This window comes from Peribacillus sp. NPDC097675, assembly GCF_050277655.1.
Classification (GTDB): Bacteria; Bacillota; Bacilli; order Bacillales; family DSM-1321; genus Peribacillus.
This window is the reverse complement of sequence record NZ_JBNNSK010000001.1, coordinates 214171-238612: the sequence shown is the minus strand read 5'-3', so window position 1 is coordinate 238612 and position 24442 is coordinate 214171. Positions and strand designations below refer to the sequence as shown.

Annotated in this window: 23 protein-coding genes; 4 read left to right on the top strand and 19 right to left on the bottom strand. The window is 42.0% G+C overall.

Annotated elements, in window-relative coordinates:
• Window positions 1-6: 6 nt before the first annotated feature.
• From ACQKL5_RS01120 to ACQKL5_RS01100, 5 genes are all read right to left on the bottom strand, one after another.
• Entirely contained in the window at window positions 7-2205 is a 2199-nt protein-coding gene (locus ACQKL5_RS01120; protein ID WP_427606123.1) for a RelA/SpoT family protein, read from the bottom strand.
• A gap of 317 nt (window positions 2206-2522) precedes the next feature.
• The gene (locus ACQKL5_RS01115) at window positions 2523-3035 is read right to left on the bottom strand and encodes an adenine phosphoribosyltransferase (RefSeq protein ID WP_427606121.1); all 513 of its coding nucleotides are present in this window, start codon (window positions 3033-3035) and stop codon (window positions 2523-2525) included.
• Window positions 3026-5401, bottom strand: a complete 2376-nt coding sequence (recJ, locus tag ACQKL5_RS01110; protein ID WP_427606119.1) for a single-stranded-DNA-specific exonuclease RecJ — start codon at window positions 5399-5401, stop codon at window positions 3026-3028. The genes ACQKL5_RS01115 and recJ overlap by 10 nt, the downstream gene beginning before the upstream one ends.
• Before the next feature lie 121 nt (window positions 5402-5522).
• Complete coding sequence (gene secDF, locus ACQKL5_RS01105; RefSeq protein ID WP_427606117.1) at window positions 5523-7775, bottom strand: protein translocase subunit SecDF; 2253 nt, start codon at window positions 7773-7775, stop codon at window positions 5523-5525.
• A 198-nt stretch (window positions 7776-7973) separates the two neighbouring features.
• Window positions 7974-8279: a post-transcriptional regulator gene (locus ACQKL5_RS01100; RefSeq protein WP_427606115.1), complete on the bottom strand. Its 306-nt coding sequence runs from the start codon at window positions 8277-8279 to the stop codon at window positions 7974-7976.
• A 166-nt stretch (window positions 8280-8445) separates the two neighbouring features.
• Between ACQKL5_RS01100 and spoVB the strand changes: the two genes are divergently transcribed.
• Window positions 8446-10008, top strand: coding sequence for a stage V sporulation protein B (gene spoVB / locus ACQKL5_RS01095; protein WP_427606114.1), 1563 nt, complete (start codon window positions 8446-8448; stop codon window positions 10006-10008).
• 13 nt (window positions 10009-10021) lie between these two features.
• On the opposite strand, the gene ACQKL5_RS01090 is transcribed toward spoVB, so the two are convergent.
• On the bottom strand, window positions 10022-10693 hold the full coding sequence (locus tag ACQKL5_RS01090; protein ID WP_427606112.1) for a DUF421 domain-containing protein: 672 nt from the start codon (window positions 10691-10693) through the stop codon (window positions 10022-10024).
• Between the two features lie 191 nt (window positions 10694-10884).
• Between ACQKL5_RS01090 and ACQKL5_RS01085 the strand changes: the two genes are divergently transcribed.
• On the top strand, window positions 10885-11256 hold the full coding sequence (locus ACQKL5_RS01085) for a TIGR04086 family membrane protein (RefSeq protein WP_402869831.1): 372 nt from the start codon (window positions 10885-10887) through the stop codon (window positions 11254-11256).
• A 41-nt stretch (window positions 11257-11297) separates the two neighbouring features.
• Here ACQKL5_RS01085 and yajC read toward each other — a convergent pair whose 3' ends face one another.
• The 10 genes from yajC to safA all read right to left on the bottom strand — a co-directional run bounded on the left by yajC (window position 11298) and on the right by safA (window position 20195).
• The gene (yajC, locus tag ACQKL5_RS01080; protein ID WP_427606110.1) at window positions 11298-11582 is read right to left on the bottom strand and encodes a preprotein translocase subunit YajC; all 285 of its coding nucleotides are present in this window, start codon (window positions 11580-11582) and stop codon (window positions 11298-11300) included.
• A gap of 39 nt (window positions 11583-11621) precedes the next feature.
• A complete protein-coding gene (gene tgt, locus ACQKL5_RS01075; protein ID WP_402960514.1) occupies window positions 11622-12761 on the bottom strand; it encodes a tRNA guanosine(34) transglycosylase Tgt in 1140 nt (379 codons plus the stop codon).
• A 36-nt stretch (window positions 12762-12797) separates the two neighbouring features.
• Window positions 12798-13826, bottom strand: coding sequence for a tRNA preQ1(34) S-adenosylmethionine ribosyltransferase-isomerase QueA (gene queA, locus ACQKL5_RS01070; RefSeq protein WP_427606107.1), 1029 nt, complete (start codon window positions 13824-13826; stop codon window positions 12798-12800).
• Window positions 13827-13862: 36 nt separating this feature from the next.
• Entirely contained in the window at window positions 13863-14066 is a 204-nt protein-coding gene (locus ACQKL5_RS01065; protein WP_402960518.1) for a DUF2905 domain-containing protein, read from the bottom strand.
• Window positions 14063-15064, bottom strand: coding sequence for a Holliday junction branch migration DNA helicase RuvB (gene ruvB, locus ACQKL5_RS01060; protein ID WP_427606105.1), 1002 nt, complete (start codon window positions 15062-15064; stop codon window positions 14063-14065). The genes ACQKL5_RS01065 and ruvB overlap by 4 nt, the downstream gene beginning before the upstream one ends.
• A gap of 11 nt (window positions 15065-15075) precedes the next feature.
• The gene (ruvA, locus tag ACQKL5_RS01055) at window positions 15076-15690 is read right to left on the bottom strand and encodes a Holliday junction branch migration protein RuvA (RefSeq protein WP_427606103.1); all 615 of its coding nucleotides are present in this window, start codon (window positions 15688-15690) and stop codon (window positions 15076-15078) included.
• A 228-nt stretch (window positions 15691-15918) separates the two neighbouring features.
• Window positions 15919-16419 carry a BofC C-terminal domain-containing protein gene (locus ACQKL5_RS01050; RefSeq protein WP_427606101.1) on the bottom strand — a complete coding sequence of 167 codons (501 nt, stop codon included), beginning with the start codon at window positions 16417-16419 and terminating at the stop codon, window positions 15919-15921.
• A 100-nt stretch (window positions 16420-16519) separates the two neighbouring features.
• Window positions 16520-17122 carry a YhcN/YlaJ family sporulation lipoprotein gene (locus tag ACQKL5_RS01045; protein ID WP_427606099.1) on the bottom strand — a complete coding sequence of 201 codons (603 nt, stop codon included), beginning with the start codon at window positions 17120-17122 and terminating at the stop codon, window positions 16520-16522.
• 105 nt (window positions 17123-17227) lie between these two features.
• Window positions 17228-18166 carry a phosphotransferase gene (locus ACQKL5_RS01040; RefSeq protein WP_427606097.1) on the bottom strand — a complete coding sequence of 313 codons (939 nt, stop codon included), beginning with the start codon at window positions 18164-18166 and terminating at the stop codon, window positions 17228-17230.
• Window positions 18156-20195, bottom strand: a complete 2040-nt coding sequence (gene safA, locus ACQKL5_RS01035) for a SafA/ExsA family spore coat assembly protein (protein WP_427606095.1) — start codon at window positions 20193-20195, stop codon at window positions 18156-18158. The genes ACQKL5_RS01040 and safA overlap by 11 nt, the downstream gene beginning before the upstream one ends.
• A 243-nt stretch (window positions 20196-20438) precedes the next feature.
• Between safA and ypfJ the strand changes: the two genes are divergently transcribed.
• Window positions 20439-21284, top strand: a complete 846-nt coding sequence (ypfJ, locus tag ACQKL5_RS01030; RefSeq protein ID WP_427606093.1) for a KPN_02809 family neutral zinc metallopeptidase — start codon at window positions 20439-20441, stop codon at window positions 21282-21284.
• Between the two features lie 151 nt (window positions 21285-21435).
• On the top strand, window positions 21436-21966 hold the full coding sequence (locus ACQKL5_RS01025; protein ID WP_427606091.1) for a transcription repressor NadR: 531 nt from the start codon (window positions 21436-21438) through the stop codon (window positions 21964-21966).
• 42 nt (window positions 21967-22008) lie between these two features.
• Here ACQKL5_RS01025 and ACQKL5_RS01020 read toward each other — a convergent pair whose 3' ends face one another.
• From ACQKL5_RS01020 to ACQKL5_RS01010, 3 genes are all read right to left on the bottom strand, one after another.
• Entirely contained in the window at window positions 22009-22635 is a 627-nt protein-coding gene (locus ACQKL5_RS01020; RefSeq protein ID WP_427606089.1) for a DUF6944 family repetitive protein, read from the bottom strand.
• A gap of 319 nt (window positions 22636-22954) precedes the next feature.
• Complete coding sequence (pheA, locus tag ACQKL5_RS01015; protein WP_427606087.1) at window positions 22955-23830, bottom strand: prephenate dehydratase; 876 nt, start codon at window positions 23828-23830, stop codon at window positions 22955-22957.
• 128 nt (window positions 23831-23958) lie between these two features.
• Window positions 23959-24438 (bottom strand): ACT domain-containing protein, encoded by a 480-nt coding sequence (locus ACQKL5_RS01010; protein ID WP_427606085.1) that lies wholly within the window; start codon window positions 24436-24438, stop codon window positions 23959-23961.
• Window positions 24439-24442 lie beyond the last annotated feature (4 nt).

Below are 24442 nucleotides of genomic sequence, written 5' to 3'. Positions count from 1 at the left end.
AACTCCTTAGTTCATAATCCTTCTTACGGAATAGACATCCGGTATTTGTTTTATACGGTCGACGACCTTTTGTAAATGAGCAATGTTATGAATATAGATGGACATATTGATGGTCGCCACTTTATTGCGGTCTGACTTGCCCGAAACCGCTGATATATTTGTCTTCGTTTCATTGACCGCTTGTAGTACTTCGTTCAATAAACCACGACGATCATATCCACTGATTTCAATTTCAACAATGTATTCCTTACGATCATTTATGCTGCTTTCCCACTCAACAGGTACGAGTCGATGATCTGATTCGCCGCTTTCCAAGTTAGGACAGTCTTGTCTATGAACGGACACTCCACGTCCTTTTGTAATATAACCGACAATTTCATCTCCGGGAACCGGGTTACAACATCTTGATAAACGGATAAGCAGATTATCAATGCCAGGCACACGTACCCCAGAGTCACGTTTTTTCGATGAATTAGGGAAGGTTTTAAGATCGGATACTGCTTCTGTAATATCCGCTTCCTGCTCGATCATCTTCTGCTTGCGCCATTTTTCAGTAAGGCGATTGACGACTTGAAGGGCCGTAATCCCGTTGTAGCCGACTGCTGCATACATATCTTCTTCATTTAGGAAATTGAATTTATCCGACACGCGCTTGATATTTTCCGGAGTCAGGATTTCCTTCAATTCAAATTCCATATCCTTGATTTCTTTTTCAACAAGTTCTTTGCCTTTTTCAATGTTTTCTTCACGGCGTTGCTTTTTGAAAAATTGGCGGATTTTGTTTTTTGCCTGAGACGTTTGTGTCAGTTTAAGCCAATCTTGGCTAGGTCCATATGAGTGCTTGGATGTCAAAATTTCAATAATGTCGCCTGTTTTCAGCTTATAATCCAACGGCACCATTTTCCCGTTCACTTTGGCACCTATCGTTTTGTTACCGATTTCCGAATGGATACGGTAAGCAAAATCGATGGGATTAGATCCTGATGGAAGCTCGATTACGTCGCCTTTAGGTGTAAAAATGAACACCATATCGGAGAAAAGATCGATTTTCAGGGATTCCATGAATTCTTCGGCATTTGTAGCGTCATCTTGGAATTCTAGAATTTCCCGGAACCATGTCAATTTTTCCTCTAGGGATGGCTGTTCATCAACATCTTTTCCTTCTTTGTAAGCCCAGTGAGCAGCTACCCCGAACTCGGCAATGCGGTGCATTTCGGATGTACGGATCTGCACTTCAAGTGGATCGCCCTTAGGCCCGATTACCGTCGTATGCAAGGATTGATACATATTTGGCTTTGGCATCGCGATATAGTCCTTGAATCGGCCAGGCATCGGTTTCCAACATGTATGAATGATACCTAAGACCGCATAACAATCCTTGATGCTGTTCACCACAATTCGAACCGCTAACAGATCATAAATTTCGCTGAACTGCTTGTTTTGGAGAGCCATTTTACGATAGATACTGTAAATATGTTTCGGTCTGCCGGAAAGGTCGGCATTTATATGGACTTCCGTAACATTTTTACGCACTTCTTCAATGACTTCTTCTAAGTACTCTTCTCGTTCCGCACGCTTTTTCTTCATGAGATTGACGATGCGGTAATACTGTTGCGGATTCAAATACCGTAGAGCGGTATCTTCAAGCTCCCATTTAATCGTGCTAATTCCTAGACGGTGTGCGAGCGGTGCAAAGATTTCCAAAGTCTCGTTTGAGATCCTTCTTTGCTTTTCCTGCGGAAGATGTTTCAATGTCCGCATGTTGTGCAATCTATCGGCAAGCTTGATTAAAATGACCCGGATATCTTGGGCCATCGCAACGAACATTTTCCGATGATTCTCCGCTTGTTGTTCTTGCTGTGATTTATATTTGATTTTTCCTAATTTGGTTACGCCATCGACGAGCATGGCTACTTCAGGACTGAAATTTTCTTCAATATCCTTTAACGTTATCTCCGTGTCTTCAACAACATCATGTAAAAAACCTGCGGCAATAGTTGCAGGATCCATTTCCAGATCAACTAGTATACCAGCGACTTGAATTGGATGAATAATATACGGCTCTCCCGATTTACGAAATTGTTCTCGGTGAGCGTGCTCTGCATATTTAAAAGCTCTATGAATAAATTCAGCTTCTTCCGGCTGAAGATATAAGCTGGCCCGTTCTACAACCTGCTCGGCAGTCAATATTTGATCATTAGCCATTTAATCACCTTAACCCCACTTTAACTGCCACCGGATATTTTTCGTCCGGATTGAGTATGATTGGTAAGACTTTCCTTCTTTCAGCAAAAGCCTACATGATTTGCCAAAAAAAATAAATCCGTCTAAACGGATGCAAGTGCAAATAAACTTATTAGAAGAAAAACTCTTTATTATTACTATTATCGAAAAAAAATGCAAGGATGTAAAGGGTAAAACATGTATTTTCTTTAGAATGCTTCAATTTTTCATTGGAAATTCGACAAAATCAGTGAAAATCGTAAAAAAAGAGGGCACTCTGGTCAGAGTGCCCTTGTTTTTTAGAAAGTCATTAATGTTAAAACATCATAACCTTCTAATTTATCTTTACCATCTAGGTCTGTTAATTCAATAAGGAATGCAATACCTGCTACAATCCCACCAAGTTGTTCGACTAATTTAATCGTTGCTTCGATTGTACCGCCAGTAGCTAGCAAATCGTCGGTAATTAGGATGCGTTGGCCAGGTTTAATGGCATCTTTATGGATGGTCAATACATCCGTGCCATATTCCAAGCCGTATTCAACTTTGATTGTTTCCCGTGGAAGCTTTCCTTCTTTTCGCACTGGTGCAAATCCCACTTCCAATGAGTACGCGACTGGACAGCCGATAATAAATCCGCGCGCTTCCGGTCCCACAACTAAGTCGATCTTTTTATCGCGAGCATACTCGACGATCTGATCTGTTGCGTATTTATAAGCGGCACCATTATCCATTAATGTTGTAATATCTTTGAAAATTACACCCGGTTTTGGCCAGTCTTCCACAATCGTTACAAATTGCTTTAAATCCATTGCTTTGTTTCCTCCTCAAGGTCTATTGCCTCATGAATCAATATATGATTGAACCAATCGAATAATTGCTGATAGGAAGAATAAACTAGCTCTTGCTCGAGCTCAAATTGTTCTTTCTTTCTTCTAAATGAAACAGATTCACTGAAATCGCGTTTTTTCGGGTTGGTCGTGAGCATAATTAATCCATTGTCTATTGTAACAAAATCGAGCTCAAAAAACACCTTAGAAATAAAATCTACTGTATCTCTTGACCAGCCGCGATATTTTGCAAGGTCATCCCCGTACCTTTTTACATCAAGTGGACCCTTTTTGGCTAGAAACGCATAAAACCATTTAAAATGATCCCGTGTCGGGAGCGTACTCAAAAAATGATCCTGCACATGGGAAAAGTGGGCATAAATACGTGCTGGATTTTTGTTTTCAACCACCTGTTTCAAAAGGTTGCGGAATGGTGGCATGTCCATAAATACGACATGTCCATCATGGCAATCTAGTAGCAACGCATCTTCTTCATTCTCGATAAAGACAAGATCCGGATGTTGCTGTAAAAAAGGATAGGATTTAATCGTATCTTCAGAGAAAATAACGATTTTCCGATTATATGCCGGAATATCGGCGATCCATTTTTCAGCTTGTCCTTTACCTCGATAGTCGAAAAGTTGCCAATGGTCGACTTCTATATCTTGGACAAAGATTTGCGGCTTTTTGATATTATTCCATTCGTTAATGGAAAGTTCCCCAATGAGTGAAACTTTTGCATGTGGAGCAATCTCATCCATATAGTGGCCAAGACCAAACCCCACTCCATCAAGTTTATGGTTTTCACTATCTTCTAGCTGCACTTTTAAGTGATTGTGATTAGCGCCAATTTTCCGCACGCTTGCAAGCTGGACAGACTCTATCAAGATTTTGGGTTTTGGGTTCGTTACACCGAAGGGCGCAAGCAAACTCATTTCCTGAATCGTTTGGATGGAGGCTTCTGCTAAGGTCGTCGCTCCATCTAGATTGGTGACTGGTGTGAAATCCTCTTCGTTAAGCTGTTCGCCCGCAATCTGGTTCATACGGTCCCGCAACTCTTGAACATCATCGATTTTCAATGTCATCCCGGCAGCCATAGGGTGTCCACCGAAATGTGGCAATAGTTCACGACAAGTAGATAGACTTTCGAAAAGATCGAAACCGGCTATGCTCCGGGCCGATCCCTTGGCAAGTCCCTTTTCCTGATTGAAACTCAAAACAATGGTTGGACGGTAAAAGCGTTCTACCAGCTTAGAGGCTACAATACCGACTACCCCAGCATTCCAGCCTTCCCTTCCAATGATAAGTACACCATTGGACTCAGGCGGATAGTTTTCCTCCACTTCCCGAATGGCTTCTTCCGCCATGGACGCTACCATCGTTTGACGCTCTTTATTGATATCATTAATTTCAACAGCAAGCTCCGTTGCTTCTTCCAGATTATCCGACATCAGTAAATCGACAGCTGGATCGGCATCTCCAAGGCGACCAACAGCATTGATCCGAGGTGCCATCCCAAATCCAATTGATTCTTCGTTCAATGCTTCTTGCTGAATATTCGCCACTTTCATCAAAGCTAGTAATCCTGGACGTTTGGTCACCCGTAGCTGCTCGATTCCCTTTGCAGCAATCAGACGGTTCTCCCCTTGTAATGGGACCAAATCAGCAATGGTACCAATTGCTGCAATTTCCAGCAGGTCTTCGGGCATTTCACCAAGCAAGGCATGTGCCAGTTTAAAAGCAACGCCTACGCCTGCAAGATCTTTGAAAGGATAGTCGCTATCATCCAGCTTAGGATGAATGATGGCAAGAGCTTCAGGCAAGACAGGACCCGGTTCATGATGATCCGTCAAAATGTAATCCATGCCCAGTTCTTGCGCTAGCTTCGCTTCTTCCACTGCAGAGATTCCTGTATCGACGGTTATTAATACCTTGACCCCTTGATCCGCCGCTAGACGGAAAGCCATCGGGTTCGGTCCATATCCTTCTGTAAACCTGTTGGGAATGTAAAAATCGACATCAGCACCTAGTTTAGTCAATGTCGTCATCATGACCGTTGTGGACGTAACACCATCAGCATCATAGTCCCCGAAAATCCTGATTTTCTCTTTATTTTGAATCGCTTCTCTTATTCTATATACCGCTTTATCCATATCTTTCATTAAAAACGGATCATGGAAAGTTTGATTTTTTACAAATAGAAAGGAACGGGCACTTTCAATGGTATCCAGGCCTCTATTCACTAGTAATGTCGCAACCAAAGGTGTCACATGAAGCTCTTCGGCTAGTATGGCTACTTTATTTTCATCGACGGATTTTACGTTCCACCGAGTTTTTGGCTTTAACATGCATTCACCCCTTAACCTACTTATTATACAAAATCACAAGTTTGGTTTCAATTTTATATTATAGACTTTATTGTTCAGAAAAAAAAGAAGGCCGGCAATTATGCCAGCCTCCTCTCAGTTATTAAACTTGACCTTCCATACTCTGTTTCTTTTCTTTTGCTGTATTCAGTGGTCCCTTTTTCTTCAATTCTTTGATTTTTAAATCGAGCCAGAACTGAGAAGCAATCAGTAGGGACGAGTATACGCCACATAATAAACCGATAAATAATGCAATTGAGAAGTTTCGAATAGCATCACTTCCGAATATCGCTAACGCTACTACTGTAACAAGAACGGTCAAGACCGTATTGATCGATCTCGTCAACGTTTGTCTAATACTGATGTTGGCAATATTCTCAAGCTCTTCGACCGTTTTGACCTTACGGCTAAATCGAAGGTTCTCACGGATACGGTCAAAAGTAACAATTGTATCGTTAATAGAATAACCAACAATCGTCAGCACTGCCGCAATGAATGTGATATCCACTTCCAGGCGAAGCAAGCTGAATATCGTAATGATGAAGAATGCATCATGTATAAGAGCTACGATAGCCGGTAAAGCCATCCGCCATTCAAAGCGTATTGATACATAAAGGACAATACCGAGTGATGCGATCAGTAACGCGATCATGGCATTTTTGGCAAGTTCTTTTCCGACCGTTGGAGAGACGGTACTGACATTAGGTTCGGCACCATAATCTTTATTGAAGTGGTCCTTCAATTCGGCGATTTCCTGTTTATCAAGGACACCGACCGTACGAACGACAGCATTTTTATTATCTGTACCGGCAAGCCTGATATCCTTCGCGTCAATATCGAACTTGTCCATCTCACTCTTAATCTGTTCAGTTGTCAATGCCTCTTTTGAAGCAATTTCGATGCGGGTACCACTGGTAAAGTCTATGCCCAGATTCAATCTGAATACGAACAAGAAAATGATCCCGATGATTGTAACCCCGATTGAAATGCCATAAAAGGCTTTCCGATGTTTTACGAAGTCGATTTTATCAAAGCGAGTTGGCAATGACATTAAATCGATTTTCTCGGATAGATTGTGAATGTATTTTTCCTTCACGCCAAACCAAGATTTCCGTTTGTCCAGGAACCCACTTTTCACCCAAAGGCTCATGAAAAGACGTGTACCATATACGGCTGTGATAAAACTCATTAAGATGGAAATGATCAACGTTGTGGCAAACCCTTTAACCGAGCTTGTCCCATAGAAGAATAGTACGGCTGCGGCCAACAATGTTGTCAAGTTAGCATCCATAATTGTGCTAAGTGAGTTCTTCGTACCTTCTGCATAGGCTGCCTTCACAGATCGTCCAAGTTTCAACTCATCCCTGATTCGCTCATAGGTGATGATATTGGCATCGACTGCCATCCCTACACCGAGTACTAGAGCGGCTATACCAGGTAACGTAAGAACCGCATTCATCCAATCAAAGACTAATAGCGTTAAGAAAATGTAAATGCTCAATGTGACGATCGCAATGAAACCTGGGAAGCGATAATACACAAGCATGAAGATAAAAATAAGTGCAATTCCGATAATGCCGGCAAAAATGGTATCATTCAAAGCCCCTTCACCAAATTGGGCCCCAACGGAAGTGGAGTACACTTCTTTCAAGTCAACGGGTAGGGCACCTGCGTTCAATAATCCGGCAAGCTCTTTCGCCTCTTCTACCGTAAATTGACCCGTTATGAATACTTTATTAGTACTGAAGACTTCACTGACAGCTGGTGCGGAAATCATATTGTCCTGTGAATCTACTTTTTTAATGGAGTCTTTTCCTTCTTCAAAATCCAACCAGATAGCCAGTACATTCGTTGGGCTTTCCATTGAGGAAATTTTCTGAGTGATTTCTTTAAACTTGTTTGCATCTTTCAATGTGACTTCAACGACAGGCTTATTATCTTGGAACGTTTGCTTAGCGCCGCCTTCTTTCAGGTCAGCTCCTGTCATCATTTCTTTATCATTGTAATCACGGAAGGATAATTTCGCCTGGGTCGAAAGAATTTCCCTGGCATTATTTTGATCTTGAACACCCGCTAGCTGAACACGGATCCGATCTTTCCCTTCAATTTGGATGATAGGTTCGTTGACCCCGAGTACATTGACACGCCGATCGAGCGCACTCGCTGTACTGCTCAAAACATCCTGGGTAATTTTTTCCCCGTCAAGCGGTTTAACTTCATATAACACTTCAAAACCGCCTTGAAGGTCAAGACCAAGCTTGATATTCCCAAGGATTCCTTTTGAAGTCGTTCCCATCGCTGCGGCAATCAAAAGGACGATTAGAAAAAACGCAACGATTCTGCTTCTTTTTACCATTATGTAGTAGGCCCCTTTCTTTATTACGCCTGTTCTTGGAGTATAAATAACTGCTTATTTTTTCATGAATGAGCTAGTTTGCTTTTTAATTTTAAGAAAAAAGGCACAGTTCTTCATGCTTTTTTCCAAAAAAAAGCATAACCATATCTATTATGATTCATTTATAAACGGCTGTCAATTTAAGTATATAAATCTCTTTTATTCTTTCAAAAGCTCTTTTAACTCTTCTTCAGAAAGGGGGGCGAATAGATTCGGTGACTTGTAAGCCTGGACCATTTGAAATGACATGAACTGATTGCTGGAAAAAGTAACGATGTCCGCAACTAGTTCGTGAAGGTGCACGCCTTCCTGGGGGCGCTTCCACTTCATGTCCGTTAATGTACTCCATAGGTCCTCCTCGGTGACTGCCTCTAATCCAATCATTTCGAACTCTTCACATTTGCTTTTCAGGAATGGACGAACCTTTAAATAATAGCTCTGATACGGATGACTTTTTTTCTTCATCACTTTGCCTCCATTAAAATGATTCTCAATTGGATGCGTACATTCTTTAGAAGAGATTCAATCATTTGAGAGAACACAAACACTTTTGTCATGCTTTGTCCAAGTACAAGCATATAGATAATTGTATAGTATATCCGCTTTTTTGAGAAGGCAGGGAGGGAGTTCAATGTCTAAATTTTTAAAAGGGACACTGATTTTATTAATGGCAAGCCTGATCACAAAGGTTCTTGGATTCATCAACCGCATTGTCATTGCCCGTTTCATCGGCGAAGAAGGTGTTGGTTTATATATGATGGCACTGCCGACCTTATTCCTTGTTATCAACATTACTCAATTGGGCTTGCCGATTGCCATATCTAAATATGTAGCAGAAGCAAACGCCAGGGGTGATGAACGGAAAATCAAGAAGATCCTGGTTGTTTCTTTGTCTTGCACGTTTGGTTTATCGTTGATTTTCACCCCGGCCATGTTACTGTCAGCGCCATTCCTTTCTGAACACTTGTTCACGGACGAACGGACGATTTGGCCACTGATGGCAATTGCCCCTATCGTTCCCATCATCGCTATCTCATCTGTGCTGCGCGGATATTTCCAAGGCAAACAAAATATGAAACCATTTGCTTTCTCACAAGTGATTGAGCAAGTGGCTCGGATCACATTCATCGCAGTTCTGACAAAGGCCTTTTTACCGTACGGAATTGAATATGCTGCAGCCGGGGCGATGCTTGCCTCGATTATCGGCGAGCTCGTTTCGCTCGTGTACTTATTAACAAGCTTTAAATTCAAGAAGCATTTTAAATTTCGAAAAGGATTCTTCAAAAATGTGAAATCAGGAAAGAGCACGTTCGTTGAATTGATGGGAATCGCCCTCCCCTCGACAGGAAGCCGGATGATTGGATCGATTTCCTGGTTTTTGGAACCGATTGTCGTAGCTCAAAGTTTAGCCCTTGCCGGAGTGACCGCCGCTGCAGCAACTAGCCAATATGGGGAGCTGACAGGGTATGCCTTGCCGCTTCTTATGCTCCCTTCCTTTGTAACGGCTTCGTTGGCTACAGCCCTCGTACCTGCAGTGAGTGAAGCCCGGACAACAGGAAATTATCTGCTAGTGGAACACCGGCTTCAGCAAGCGTTGAAAATCACCTTCATAACGGGTTGTTTATCTGTCGTCACACTCTTCATCTTCGCGGAACCTATTTTACAAGTGATGTATGGTTCTTCTCATGCAGCTGTATTCATTAAATTTCTAGCGCCTTTTTTCATCCTTTTCTATTTTCAATATCCACTTCAGTCCATGCTTCAGGCACTTGACCTTGCAAAAGCCGCCATGTTTAATAGCTTGGCTGGAAACATCATTAAGATTGGCGTCATCTGGTTTCTGGCTTCAAAGGAAAACTTCGGTATCATGGGAGCGGCAATCGGGATAGCCGTCGGATCTATGCTCGTTACTTTCCTTCATTTTTCCACCGTTTTAAAAGTTGTTCCATTTACGCTCCATTTTCGGAGCTATATGCTGTCTTTAGTGATTGCTTTAGTTTCCGGATTTGGAGGCTATTATATCTACCAATTCCCACTTGCCTCTCAGCCTCTGGGATCGCGGTTATTGCTCTCCGTGATAGTCTTGTTCATACTCTTCGCCTTTTTCATGTTATTGACTGGCAGCATTAAAAAAGCGGATTTGATTCGCATCCCTTTCATCGGTGTTTTTTTGGCAAAGTTTGCATGGAAATAAAAAAAAACAAAGTTCAAGCTTTTGGTTTTTTCTTTGATTCTTTTTTATCAATATAGAATTGACCATTGATGTACCCACAAATCGAGACTTCATTAAGATTGAGGTCTCCATGTTTTTTCAACTGATGCAAAAGCCAGTATTTGTCTTTTCCTATGTATGCTAGATTTTTTTCCTGCATCTGTCCGTCGATGATAAGCGGGTATGGCGTCTCGATACCCTTTGACTTTTTACCTTGACTATTTCTAATGACGGAAAGCTTCCCTGAAGATTCAAGGATTGCAAATTGCACCTCATTCAAATCACTGATACCCTGTTCGCGAAGTTGCGTCAACAGATCATTGAAATTATACCGTTGGCTTCTCATTACTTTCTCATCTATTTTGCCTTGGTTGATGATGATTTGTGGTTGGCCATCCATGAGATAACGGAACCTTACACTCTTCAATGAAAAGAAGGCCAAGGCGATTTGTACCATTGCAAGGACAAACATCGGGTAGATTGTTCTTATAAATGGTTTATCATTTTCTTCCAGTACCAACACTGCTATATCACCTATCATGATTGATACCACTAAATCCAAGATACTAAGCTCCCCGACCTCTCGTTTTCCCATCAACCTGAAAAGGAACAAAATGAATAAATAAACAAATAGAGTTTTTAAACCACTGCTTAAATAATCTTCCATAGTAAGACACTTCCTTCACCATTATCATGGCTGGGAAGACGATTAATTACTCAATTTTTTTGTAAAATCCCCATAAGGTTCCCTAAAGCTGGTCTAAAGCGCATAAAAGTGGAATATGCTTGTACAAACACATCAACAGGCTAGTCGATCCAGCCTTTTAAAAAGGGGGAATAATCATCGAATCAAAAAAAATGAGTGTCGCCGTACTCTATGGCGTCGGCTCCATCTTTGCCATAGCTGTGATTGCAAGTTTTCTATTTTCCATCCTTCTTCGCTTCACATCATTGACGGAATCATCCCTGACATACGTAATCATGATTGTATCCTTTATCTCATTGTTCATTGGCGGTTTCATTTCAGGAGGAAAGGGTCAGAAACAGGGATTATTCTTAGGTGGTAGTACGGGATTACTGTATCTTTTAGTCGTGTTCCTTTTTCAATATTTGGGACATGATGCACTATTCACCTTGAAACAGTGGATTTATTATGGCTGCTTTGTCATTACTGCCATGATGGGAGGAGTACTGGGGGTAAATATGAGTTCAGAATCGCGGACAAATTAAAAACAAAAAAAACCGGGCACAAGGCTCGGTTTTTGTCTGTCTTATAACTGTACTTCTCTAGCTGGTGCGCTTTCCGTAATTTCACGGATTGCTGCACGGTCAAAAGTTAATTTTGAACCGTCTGCAGATTTAATAACGATTTTCAACTCATCGATTGCATCGATTGTGCCGTGCATTCCACCGATAGTAGCAACCTTATCGCCTTTTTTCAAGCTCTCTTGCATGTTTCGTGTAGTCTTGGCGCGTTTTTGTTGCGGACGGATAAGTAAGAAATAGAACAATACGAACATTAAGATTAACGGAAGTAATTGTGTTAAACCACCCATTTATATTCACTCCTTTCATTTTTTAAAAGTATTTATGGATTAGAAGTTTTTCGCATTAGGTTCATTGAAACCATATTGTTCGAAAAACTCTTCCCTAAAGTCTCCAAGGCGATCTTCTCGGATAGCTTGTCTGACCTGTTCCATCAAGTTTAACAGAAAATGAAGATTGTGGTAAGTCGTTAAACGAATACCATACGTTTCTTCGCATTTAATCAAGTGGCGAATATATGCCCTGCTATAATTCTTACAAACATGGCAATCGCAATTTTCATCAATAGGACCAAAATCACGTGCATACTTCGCGTTTTTCACAACTAAGCGGCCAGTACTTGTCATCAACGTACCATTGCGGGCAATTCGTGTTGGCAATACACAGTCAAACATATCAACGCCGCGGATTGCACCGTCAATCAATGAATCTGGTGACCCAACCCCCATTAGGTAACGAGGTTTGTTCGTTGGCAATAATGGACTAGTGAACTCCAGTACCCGGTTCATGATATCCTTAGGTTCACCAACTGATAATCCCCCAATAGCATAACCCGGGAAATCAAGGGAAACAAGGTCTTTTGCACTCTGTTTACGAAGATGTTCAAATTCCCCACCCTGAACGATACCAAACAAGCCTTGATCATTAGGACGTTCATGAGCATTTAAACAACGTTCTGCCCAGCGTGATGTCCGTTCAACCGACTTCTTCATATACTCTTCAGTAGCCGGGAATGGAGGACATTCATCGAATGCCATCATGATATCTGAACCTAGTGCATTTTGAATTTCCATAGCCTTTTCAGGAGATAAAAATAACTTATCGCCATTGATATGATTTCGAAAATGGACTCCCTCTTCCTCAATTTGACGGAACTTACTTAGAGAGAACACCTGAAAACCACCAGAATCGGTTAATATCGCACGATCCCAGTTCATGAACTTATGCAGTCCACCAGCTTCTTTAATGATTTCATGCCCCGGACGCAACCATAAATGATACGTATTGCTAAGTATGATGCCTGCACCCATTTGCTTCAATTCTTCAGGTGACATCGTTTTGACAGTAGCCATCGTTCCAACCGGCATGAATGCAGGTGTCTCGAAAGTACCGTGTGGTGTATGAACGCGGCCTAGCCGTGCCCCAGTCTGTTTACATGTTTTGATTAACTCATATCGTATTGCAGTCAACGCAATAACTCCCTTCAAGAGCCTATCACTCTTATATTACTTGATTAACATCGCATCTCCAAAACTAAAGAACCTGTATTTTTCTTCCACTGCCGTTTCGTAGGCATGGAGAACATTTTCCCTGCCTGCAAGTGCAGAAATCAGCATGATTAACGTTGATTTTGGCAGATGGAAATTCGTGATCATTGCGTCAGTCCCCTTGAACTCATATCCAGGATATATGAAAATGCTTGTCCAACCATTTTCCTCCTTGAAGACACCGTCATTACGGGAAGCAATCGTTTCTAGCGTTCTCGTCGAAGTGGTGCCGACCGTGATGATTTTACCACCACTTGCTCGCACTTCATTCAATAAACGCGCTGTGCCCTCGGTCATTTGGTAAAATTCCGAATGCATTTCATGATTGTCAATATCGTCCACACTCACAGGACGGAAGGTTCCCAGTCCGACGTGAAGGGTAATGAAAGCGATATGAACACCCATGTCTTTCAGCTTTTCAAGCAAATGTTCCGTAAAATGAAGTCCAGCCGTAGGCGCTGCTGCAGAACCGCGTTCACGTGCATAAACGGTTTGGTAGCGATCCTGGTCGTCAAGCTGTTCTTTAATGTAAGGAGGTAATGGCATCTCGCCAAGATCCTCCAGAATCTCATAAAAAATGCCTTCATATTGGAATTTCATAATCCGTCCACCATGTTCAAGTATACCTGTGCAGACAGCCTTTAGCTTACCATCTCCAAACACGACGGTCGATCCCACTTTTATTCTTTTTGCAGGCTTGACAAGGGTTTCCCAAACATCATCACTCTCTTGTTTTAACAAGAGAACTTCAATTTTCCCGCCTGTTTCCTCTTTACTACCATAAAGTCTTGCTGGGAGGACCTTCGTATCATTCAATACAAGGCAATCACCCGGTTTTACATAGTCCGTAATGGAGCTGAACACATCATGCTGAATTTCTCCTGTGTCCTTGTCCAATACCATCAATCTACTAGCTTCTCTGTTTTCCAAAGGAACTTGGGCAATCAATTCCTCTGGTAAATGAAAATCAAACTCTTCTAATTTCATCTGTTCCACTTCCTTACCTGTCTATCATGCAGTAGTTTATTTAAAACGGCTAATTAGATAAAAAATAGCTGACAGCACTATGCTGACAATGATTGAGGTCACGATAGGAAAATAAAAAGTCGTATTCCCCTTTTTAAAGAAGATATCTCCCGGCAGTCTGCCAAGCTGAATATACTTCATCGCAAATCCAATCACAAAAATAATTACACCTAAGGTCATGACGGTTTTAGGCACATTCATCTCTCAGGCATCTCCAACCCGAAATGCTCATAAACAAACGGGGTGGCGATCCGGCCTCGAGGGGTCCGTTGTAAGAAACCAACCTGCAGTAAATAGGGTTCATACACATCTTCAATCGTATGCGCTTCCTCCCCAATCGTAGCTGCAATCGTCTCTAATCCAACAGGACCTCCACGAAACTTCTCGATGATGCCTTTAAGTAATTTATGGTCAATATGATCAAGTCCTAAACGGTCGACCTGCATTAATTCCAATGCATACTCTGCCAGTTCCGTCGTTATCGTCCCATCGCCGCGGACCTGGGCAAAATCTCTTACACGACGTAAAAGTCGGTTAGCAATCCTAGGAGTTCCCCGAGACCTTCTCGCAATCTCACCAGCTGCCTGTTCATCCATTTCCGTATCCATGATTTGGGCGGTACGGAGGACGATGTCGGTCAGATGATGTTCCGTGTAATATTCCAGCCGGCTCAAGACGCCAAATCGGTCTCTTAGAGGCGCCGAAAGTGAACCAGCCCTTGTTGTAGCACCAACGAGTGTGAATGGTGGCAGGTCAATCCTTATCGAACGAGCCTCCGGTCCCTTTCCGACTACGATATCCAGACAGAAATCCTCCATGGCTGGATAAAGCACTTCTTCGACGACACGAGGTAAACGATGGATTTCATCAATGAATAACACATCGCCCGGTTCGAGTGCACTTAAGATAGCTGCCAAATCACCCGGCCGCTCAATGGCAGGTCCGGAAGTGGTGCGTATATTGACGCCCATTTCGTTAGCGATAATGACGGCAAGTGTCGTCTTACCAAGCCCCGGCGGTCCATATAAAAGTACATGATCAAGCGTTTCTTCGCGCATCCTTGCCGCTTCGATATATACGCTCAGATTCGCCTTCACTTTATCCTGTCCAATATATTGCTTTAAGTTTTGCGGTCGCAGACTTTGTTCAAAGGATAGTTCGTTCAAATCGGCTTCCTGATTGAAAACTCTCTCCTCCATTGCGCCACTCCTTATCTTAACATCATTTGCAAGGCTTTCTTAATGTATTGCTCGGTCGTCATTTCTTCCACTTGCAGTTTCTTAGCGACCTTCTGTATTTCTTTTTCCGAATAACCAAGAGCCTTCAAGGCCAATATAGCTTCTTCCAGTTCCTCGGAATAACCAGTTTGATTCATTGCCGATGGAACCCCTTCATTGAACAAGTTCGGGAAAGCATCCGGGATGATATTCTCTAGCTTGCCTTTTAAGTCAAGAATCATTTGGCGTGCCGTCTTCTTCCCTACTCCAGGGAATTTCACCAAGAACGTTTCATCCTCATTTTCAATAGCTTGCACAACCTGATCAACCTGACCAGATGCCAGTATAGCAAGTGCCCCTTTTGGCCCGATTCCCGTCACGTTCAATAACTTCGTGAACAACGCCTTTTCCTGACGCGTCTGAAATCCGTATAATGCAATCATATCTTCCCGTACATAATGATATAGAAAAACTTGAATCTCTTTCTTGAATTGGGCGGAAAAAATAAAAGGATTCGGAGTCAGTACTTGATATCCGATCCCGCCATTATCCACGACTATGTATTCAGGTCCAATATAATCGACCGTTCCTTTTATATAATCATACAAATTAATTCTCTCCCTGATTTTGCTGTACCTCTCATTTTATCATAAAAGAGGATGGATGTTCATTAAAAGTTATTTAGCAATTGGTGATGTTTACCCCCTTCTTCCTAGTTTGTTTGACATTATTTTTTCTAAATTTTCAAATTAATGTTTCTTGACTATATACCTTCCGCCCATCAAGACTCTTTCCATTCTTCTAGACAATCAAAAAGGACGAGTCTATTCCCCGTCCTAATTGATCGAATATGGTTCATATTCTTTAATGAGCTGTTTATATTGATCCTTATTGACGATTGGGATACCTTTTTGTAATTCTTCCTGCTTATATACTTCCAGCTTCCCCACATCCAATTGATAAAAGGTATGGATGATTTTGGCATGTTCCGGCCTCCCGATAAAAATGGATAGCGTCCCATCCTCTTTTATTCCAAGATAACCGTTGGCTTTGAGTAACGGTGATATATCATTTTCTATTTTATTCAATACAATGTGGTCTTCATTTTGATTGACCACATTCCATCCTTGATATTTCGACCAAAAATCTTCCATTGTCCATATTTTTTCCGTTAATTTCTCTTCGCTTAATTCCCCATCAAGATATAATCGCTGAAGAATGACCTTTTGTTCTATCAGCTCGTTTTCCTGTTGTTTTGCTTCTTCGGCAAACGCCGTCAAACAATATGGAATGACGAGCAAGGCGAAGAAAAACTGAATTTTAAGTTGTTTAATCACTAAGATCACCCCTCAAGGCGTTTACTTTTTACATAGTTTGACCTGAAAATAGATTATTAACCAGAAAAAAACTGACTCCATTTGAAGTCAGTCTCTTTACTCATTTAATATGATCTTCATGAATATCCAGGTTATCGAACATGTCGTTGGCATCCAGGACAATTAATTCTTTTGTTCCCCCGTCCCTAAGATTATTATCGAGGGTCATGGTCCGAAAATACACACCTTCATCGGTCGTAACATAAAGGGTCCTGCCTTCTGTAAAAGGCTTGACTTGATTCCACACCTCTTCTTTGACCGCTGATGCCTGATCATAATCATCTAGCAATAGAGCCACTAACATTTCATCTTTCATGACGATGGCTCGTGCATCAATCACATCGTCCACACGATTTGAAATGATATCCACATGATCGACTAAAGCACCTTCATATGAATTGTAATAGGATGATTTAGTCCGGATTGGTTTGCTTTCATGACCATGATAATTTCGATTCCGCGTACTGTATGCATCATCTTTGCCATACAGCTTCTCTTCCATATTATCCATATTGATTTGACGAACCAGTGTATTTTTTTCCGATTTGTGGTATCCGGTTTCATTCATGGGGTTCTGATTTTCGGCCGTATCATTATTGCCACATCCCACCAAACCTATAAAGAAAACCGTGCAAAGCGGCAGTGCCCATTTACTCTTTTGCACCAATAATCCCCCCCTTGCTAAATTGAGCCCATCCTCTCGCTCATATTTAGCATGGTTGTTTAGAAGGGGTTTCAGTCTGTTAGTTACGCCCATATTAGCTACGAATTACCTTTTGGAAATCATGTCCGCCAATTTTTCGTTCATCTCCATTCGCTTGGAAAACCCCTCTACCGTCATTTTCCAAACAGAATGAAATTGGGATGAACTTTTATTATTCCGATTCCACTCGCGAAATATATCTGTCGGGAAAGCCAAGGCATAAAGAAAAGTGCGGTCTTTCTGATATTTTTTTAACTGTGGAACATCCCATATCATGGTAGCCGGGTCATCAAGATGATGGGAAATTCGATTCGCATATTGTAAGTAATCTATGCAGCGAGGCGCTTTCGCCATTAAATCGAAATCAATTAATGCAAGGGTCCCATCTTCTCTACGCAAAAAATTATGGTGGGCACAGTCCCCGTGAATGATGACCATTTTTTCCTTATTCCATTTAGATTGGTTTTTTTCAAAACCCTCGAGGGACCATTCTCCCCACCGTACCCATTCATTGATAATCTCGTCTGAAACGTATTGGCGTGTATAGGAAATGTTCTTTTTAAACAACTCTAACCGTTCTTTCCACTTTTTAAATTGATTAAAAACAGGAGCTTTAATTGAAAGTTTTTCAGTAACATCGTGAAACTCTTCCAGCAATTGAATTCCCTGCAAACGGTCTTTGGAATTGGAAAACCGAAATTTTTTCTTACTTGGAGGGATATAGTCCATACTGCCGTACCATTTCCCTTTAAATTTGAAAGGCATTAATTTCTGATGAATTTGGTACGTTTGATCGAATCCTCTTTGACCTAATAGAGAAGTCAATTCCCTTTGTCGATCCCACTTTTCGAAACTGTCGAACCCTTTTAGAATGATGGGAGGGTTTTTCTTGAATGTAATTAAATAGACGTTGCTCTGAAGATAGTGGATGGTCTTTGGCTCGCGATTTAAATAAGAGAGGAGACGAGTGTGAAAAACACTGTCCCCTTGGTAGTTAGTAGTCATCACTTTCATCCGCATAAGTTGGCATTCCAAAAGTCTCAGGTGCTTGAACGCCCCCGAACTGACCTGGTTGACCACCCATTTGTCCTGGCATCATCGCTTCAGGATGACCTCCGAGCTGTCCTCGCATCATTCCTGGCTGTCCGCCAAATTGCCCTGGCATCATACCTGGTTGGCCTCCCATCATACCTCCCATTTGGTTACCCGGTTGATTGCCCATCATACCTCCCATCTGGTTGCCCATTTGGTTACCCATCATAGGTCCCATTTGGTTACCCGGCTGATTGCCCATCATGCCCCCCATTTGGTTGCCTGGTTGGTTGCCCATCATACCTCCCATTTGGTTACCTGGTTGGTTGCCCATCATACCTCCCATTTGGTTACCTGGTTGGTTGCCCATCATGCCCCCCATTTGGTTACCATGTTGATTGCCCATCATGCCCCCCATTTGGTTGCCATGTTGATTGCCCATCATATCTCCCATTTGGTTACCCGGCTGATTGCCCATCATACCTCCCATCTGGTTGCCCATTTGGTTACCCATCATGCCTCCCATTTGGTTGCCATGTTGATTGCCCATCATACCTCCCATTTGGTTGCCCGGTTGATTGCCCATCATACCTCCCATTTGGTTGCCCGGTTGATTGCCCATCATACCTCCCATTTGGTTACCCGGTTGGTTACCCATCATAGGTCCTGGTGGTTGCCCTACTTGAAAGTTAATTTCATCCATTGATTCAACTTCATACTGGGTTTGCTGTTGCTGACCCTCACCCATTAGGCTTTGGAAACTAGTTTCTGCGAAGGCTTCAGAATATTGCTGTTGAGGTCTGCCTTTATGAAATTGATGATAATCAGGATGATGGTGAGCTTGACTTTGTATTTCCGCACCAGCTGAATATTGACCTTTGACTCCCTTCTCCGGCCCATATGTTCCTAGTACTCCCTTGTTACAGCCACAATCCTCATCCGCTTGCACGATGGGCATGGTATACGTCTGTTGCGGATAAACTTGAAAATTTTGATTTTCTGATGATGAAGATGATGATTCCGATGATGATGATTCAGAAGATGACTCAATGTGTTTCATATAAGCTCCTGCAACTTGTTGTGGTGTTCCACCATACATATGGTGGGGAACGGGTGCTGAAGCTTGATATGGATAATATTGCTGTCCAGCCTGGTTAGTACCGGCTCCTTGGTTGTTACTTTGGTCCATCATATACATATCAGGAGACTCTCCCCATACGTCTGAACTCTCTTCCATCATTTGATATCCTTGCATGCCTTGCACATCTTGAAAAGTTGCCTGATAGTCATTTACACCTTGGACTCCCTGCATCGGCATATGTGACCAAGGTGGGGGCTCGATACAAAAACCGCTTCCTGGCATGATCGGTGTGATAGGAATGCAATCATCCATCGGTTCACATATTTCCTGAACAACCGGTTTCTTTTTCGATTTTTTCTTTACCGGTTTCTCCACTTTTTTCTCTACCACCGGTTCCACTTTTTTTGGTGGAGCTGGTGGAGTAGGTGGTTTCTGCACGCTCATGTTTGTCATATTGACCATATAATAATTATTGATATCTATTTCTGGAACCACTGGTGTAGGTACTTGAACCTCTTTCGGGACAACGATTTGTTTTTCTTTAATAATTGGCTGTTGATATTCTTTGATTATAGGTTGTTGATACTCTTTTATTACTGGCTGTTGAAATATCTGTTGTTCCTTTACTGGTGGTTGATACTTTTGCTGTTCTTTAATTACGGGTTGTGGCTTAATTTGCTGTTCTTTCATTTGCATCGGTTGAATCTGAGTTTCCTTTGATTGATAGTTCACTTGTGGCGAACCCATTTCTTTTTTTATCATTCCAGATGTCGTTCCAGGTATATTGATTTTCATGCCTGGCATCATCATATCCGGATTACTTAACTGAGAATTAGATTTTTTCAGTTGTTCATAACTGACGCCATATTTTTTTGCGAGCTTCCAAAGAGTATCGCCTTTTTGGACTATATGAATTTTCACGCTGCTAACCCCTCCTGTGCATATGTCCATATATACTATGATGTAGTGGGTAAATTGCTATTATTATTTATCATGAAAACTTATGCAGGAAGTGACCTATTTATGAATGGAGGTAAACTTTTTCAACAATACTTAGAAATAACTCACCTGTCTAAACGGTAAGAACTTCGGGTATAAGTTTTATAAAATATCCTAAAGGTGTTTACCTTACATAAAAACCAGCAATCTAGGAGGGTAATTCTCATGAAATGGAAAGGAAGACAAAAGAGTTCGAACGTTGAGGACAGAAGAGGTATGGGTGGTAAGAGCATCGCCGGGATTGGCGGCGGATTTGGCATCGTCGTCGTTTTGATTGTGATGTTCCTAGGTGGCAATCCGAGTGATCTTCTCAATAGCTTAGGTTCTAATGATACGAATAACAATGGTACATATGAGGAAACGGACCAAGAGAAAGAACTCGCACAATTTGTTTCCGTCGTCCTTGGGGATACAGAGCGGGTCTGGTCACAAGAGTTTCGTAAGCAAGGATTAGAATATAAAGAGCCTACTCTAGTTTTGTATACAGATAGCGTCGATTCAGCCTGCGGAACAGCAGGTTCGTCGGTAGGACCCTTTTATTGCCCTGGTGATATGAAGCTTTATATTGATTTAAGCTTTTATCAGGAGCTACAAGATGAATATCAGGCACCCGGTGATTTTGCGATGGCTTATGTCATTGCCCATGAAGTGGGTCATCATGTTCAAACCCTTTTAGGCACGTCTAAAAAGGAAATGCCGGATCGATCGAGAGTCAGTAAAAACGAATATAATAAATATTCCGTTCGACTAGAACTTCAAGCCGATTATTTAGCAGGAGTATGGGCCCATCATGCACAAGGGGAGAACCTGCTTGAAGAAGGTGATCTTGAAGAAGCCCTGAATGCAGCCAGTGGAGTAGGTGATGATACCATCCAAAAGAAAGCTCAAGGGTATGTTGTTCCAGATAGCTTCACTCATGGTACTTCCGAGCAGCGAAAGCGCTGGGTTAACAAAGGATTCCAATCTGGTGATATGAAAGGAGGCAATACGTTCAAAGCAAGTAACCTATGATTGTAGAAGATTGAGGGCGGACTTTTCCATGTGTCCCCCTTTTTTTGTTGCATTCACCCGCATTCAAGGAACACCATGGTTAAATCGACTTTCATTCGATTAGCCACATTATTTTATGGTAAACTAATTATACATAACGAGGTGAAGAGTCATGCAAAAAAAGAAATTATTAGGCGAAGAAAGACGAACGAAACTCTTACATATCCTGCAAACAAGTTCACAGCCTATTACCGGTAGCGAACTCTCCCAGATCACGAACGTCAGCCGTCAGGTCATCGTCGGTGACATTACCCTTCTAAAAGCAAGAAATGAGCCAATTATCGCTACAAGCCAAGGGTACATATACTTACAAACCGAGACTAGACCAAACCCGGAACGGACCGTTGCTTGCCAACACGATCCCTCTCGGGCCCAAGAAGAATTATTTCTCCTTGTGGACATCGGTATAACTGTTAAGGATGTTAAAGTGGAGCATCCCGTGTACGGTGACTTAACAGCCTCCATCATGGTCAGCAATCGGAAAGAAGTGGAATCATTCCTTTCAAAAGTCACTGAAACAAATGCCACTTTATTATCGGAACTGACGAGTGGCATTCATCTTCATACAATCAGTGCATCTTCAGAAGAAATACTAAACGAAGCAGAAGAAGCATTAAATAAAGCCGGAATATTAGTAAACTAAAAAAGGGCACTTCGAAGCAACGCTTCGGAAGTGTCCTTTTTTCTACGATTCGTTGTCATCTTCGCTCTCATCAGACTCATCAGACTGGTTACTTTTCAGTTGGGCAATCAAGGTGAGGATGGAACCTATCGCTTGAATCCAACTCCCTAACACTTGTATTGATTCCTCATCCAGTCCATCACTTCCCACCTGGCCTCCAAAACTCTCAAAACTCTCATTTTGATCAACACTATTCAAATCGATAATTGTAGCGAGTGCTTGTAACGAATTCCCTACCGCCTGCAATAGATTACCGACTATATTCAATGCCTGGTCCGGAGCATTCTCTGTAATATCAGCCGCAGAAACGCCTCCACCCACTGCTTGAATAAAGTTTCCATTTATAATTAATCTATCTTTCGTATCTTGTGAAAAATCACTAATCAAACCCATAACAACTGACGAATTTCCAACAGCCTGAACCGCACTTCCGATTTGTTCCAGCGTGAAAGCTTCCTCACCATCCGCAATTACAGCATTACCCGTTCCCTGGAGGACGTTTCCGACGACATCCAAGTTCGTTGAAGAATGTTCATCCGAAACAAAAGTTGGTGTATTTGCGATGGCGGATAAAACCGTCCCAATGGCCTGAACCCAAGATCCAAAAGTTTCTTTGAACTCATTACTCATCTTTACCGCACATCTCCCATCCCCCCTACTTTCATCTTTTCATTCTTTTGTGGTTAGATTTTGCATGAGGACATTGTAACGATAAATTTGGTTAACCTCTTGGGTATGTATATCCTACACGATTTGTCATTCACCCTATTATATGGGCTGGATGACTTTACGTTCTTTAAAATAATGTTTCATATGAATATACCCATTTTTCTCATTTTGATTTAACGAGTCAAATATGCCAACAAAAAAACCCTGGAATTTATCCAAGGAATTTTTCAATAATCTACATATTCAACACACGGTTTCCTTCTGCCTTTAAATCCTGTCCTTATCGATGTGCCACTCCATTTTGAACTGTAAAGCATGGATAACTCCCCATAATTGAAACCGTGCATCCAAGAGCCTCAAGTTCAGAAATAGCTCCTGGGATGAGTACTTCATCCAGTGCCATCTCTATATCGATAATGAAAAAATAATTTCCTAATCCTGTTTTCATCGGTCGTGATTCTATTTTGGAAAGGTTTAGTTTCCTCCAAGAGAAGGCGGAAAGAACTTGATGAAGTTGTCCTGAATGATCGGCTGGAAGCTGGATCATCAGTGTGGTTTTTCTGACTCCTTCTGTAGTCAGATGTCCACTGAAGTCGATTTCATCGTTAGAGACAACGATGAATTTAGTATGGTTATGTTCATAGTCATGGATATTCCGGTTAATAATCGTCAAGCCATATTCCTCCGCTGCCATTTCATTGGCGATGGCGGCAATCTTGGAATCCGGATTCTCCATCACCATTTTAGCGGCTGCAGCCGTCGAGGTAACATATTCAAACGGAATGCCACTAAGATCCTTATGTAAAAATTTACGGCATTGGGCGATAGCATGTGAGTGGGAATAGACCATGTCCGGTTTAAAGTCAGGGTAAGCCTGATTAGGGTGCACCATGTAATGCTGCTGGATGGGAATCGTGATTTCTCCTTTGATTGGAAGCGTCACTTCATGGACCAAGTAATCCATGGTTATGTTTACCGAACCTTCCAGTGCATTCTCGATGGGGACAAGCGCATGATTCACTTCCCCGCCATAGACAGCATCGAGGCTGTCCGGAATGGTATTCATGGGGATTTTACTATCATGGGGAAACAATCGAGAGACAGCTAAATCCGTGAACGTTGCTTTCGGTCCAAGAAATGCTATTTTTGATGTCATATTATCATCCTCTTTTCACGGAAAATCTACTGTTTATGTTATGCCATTTTCAGATTTATTACAATAGTTAATCTTCAGAGACCTGCATAAAAAAACAGCCTGTACAATTAAACTGTACAGGCTGTTTTTTACGCACCATTCCCAAGGATTTCGACTCTTTCAACAAACTCCATATTACGCAAGCTTGTTAAAAGGTCCTCAATATCCACCGTCATCCCACTCGTATTAAGTGAGAGAGTGACGTTGGCACGACCTTGCAAGGGAATCGTTTGATGAATCGTCATGATGTTGCAGCCAGATGAGGCGACCAGTCGTAAGAGCTCCGATAGGGTCCCGGAACGGTCTTCGAGGTAAAAGAACAAGGTAATCAGCTTCTCTTTGACAATCGTATGGAACGGAAAAACCGTATCCCTATATTTGTAAAAGGCACTTCTGCTCAGATCCACTTTTTGTACCGCTTCCCAGACAGATTCTGCTTTTCCCCGTTCAATCATTTCTTTAGCATCCAACGTTTTTTTCATTGCTTCAGGAAGGACATCCTCTCGAACGAGGAAAAATTTCTGATCGGCCTTATTCAAAGTCCGCACGCTCCTTTTGCCTACCACCATGGTC

Bases quoted from the DNA above. Each gene is read 5' to 3' on its own strand.
- ACQKL5_RS01090 (WP_427606112.1), bottom strand. From the start codon at position 10,693: ATGGAAGATTATTTAAGCAGTGGTTTAAAAACTCTATTTGTTTATTTA.
- spoVB (WP_427606114.1), top strand. From the start codon at position 8,446: ATGTCTAAATTTTTAAAAGGGACACTGATTTTATTAATGGCAAGCCTG.
- ACQKL5_RS01020 (WP_427606089.1), bottom strand. From the start codon at position 22,635: ATGAGTAATGAGTTCAAAGAAACTTTTGGATCTTGGGTTCAGGCCATT.
- ACQKL5_RS01120 (WP_427606123.1), bottom strand. From the start codon at position 2,205: ATGGCTAATGATCAAATATTGACTGCCGAGCAGGTTGTAGAACGGGCC.
- ACQKL5_RS01085 (WP_402869831.1), top strand. From the start codon at position 10,885: ATGAGTGTCGCCGTACTCTATGGCGTCGGCTCCATCTTTGCCATAGCT.
- ACQKL5_RS01100 (WP_427606115.1), bottom strand. From the start codon at position 8,279: ATGAAGAAAAAAAGTCATCCGTATCAGAGCTATTATTTAAAGGTTCGT.
- recJ (WP_427606119.1), bottom strand. From the start codon at position 5,401: ATGTTAAAGCCAAAAACTCGGTGGAACGTAAAATCCGTCGATGAAAAT.
- queA (WP_427606107.1), bottom strand. From the start codon at position 13,826: ATGAAATTAGAAGAGTTTGATTTTCATTTACCAGAGGAATTGATTGCC.
- ACQKL5_RS01025 (WP_427606091.1), top strand. From the start codon at position 21,436: ATGCAAAAAAAGAAATTATTAGGCGAAGAAAGACGAACGAAACTCTTA.
- ypfJ (WP_427606093.1), top strand. From the start codon at position 20,439: ATGAAATGGAAAGGAAGACAAAAGAGTTCGAACGTTGAGGACAGAAGA.
- ACQKL5_RS01040 (WP_427606097.1), bottom strand. From the start codon at position 18,166: ATGACTACTAACTACCAAGGGGACAGTGTTTTTCACACTCGTCTCCTC.
- ACQKL5_RS01065 (WP_402960518.1), bottom strand. From the start codon at position 14,066: ATGAATGTGCCTAAAACCGTCATGACCTTAGGTGTAATTATTTTTGTG.
- ruvB (WP_427606105.1), bottom strand. From the start codon at position 15,064: ATGGAGGAGAGAGTTTTCAATCAGGAAGCCGATTTGAACGAACTATCC.
- ACQKL5_RS01010 (WP_427606085.1), bottom strand. From the start codon at position 24,438: ATGGTGGTAGGCAAAAGGAGCGTGCGGACTTTGAATAAGGCCGATCAG.
- yajC (WP_427606110.1), bottom strand. From the start codon at position 11,582: ATGGGTGGTTTAACACAATTACTTCCGTTAATCTTAATGTTCGTATTG.
- pheA (WP_427606087.1), bottom strand. From the start codon at position 23,830: ATGACATCAAAAATAGCATTTCTTGGACCGAAAGCAACGTTCACGGAT.
- secDF (WP_427606117.1), bottom strand. From the start codon at position 7,775: ATGGTAAAAAGAAGCAGAATCGTTGCGTTTTTTCTAATCGTCCTTTTG.
- ACQKL5_RS01115 (WP_427606121.1), bottom strand. From the start codon at position 3,035: ATGGATTTAAAGCAATTTGTAACGATTGTGGAAGACTGGCCAAAACCG.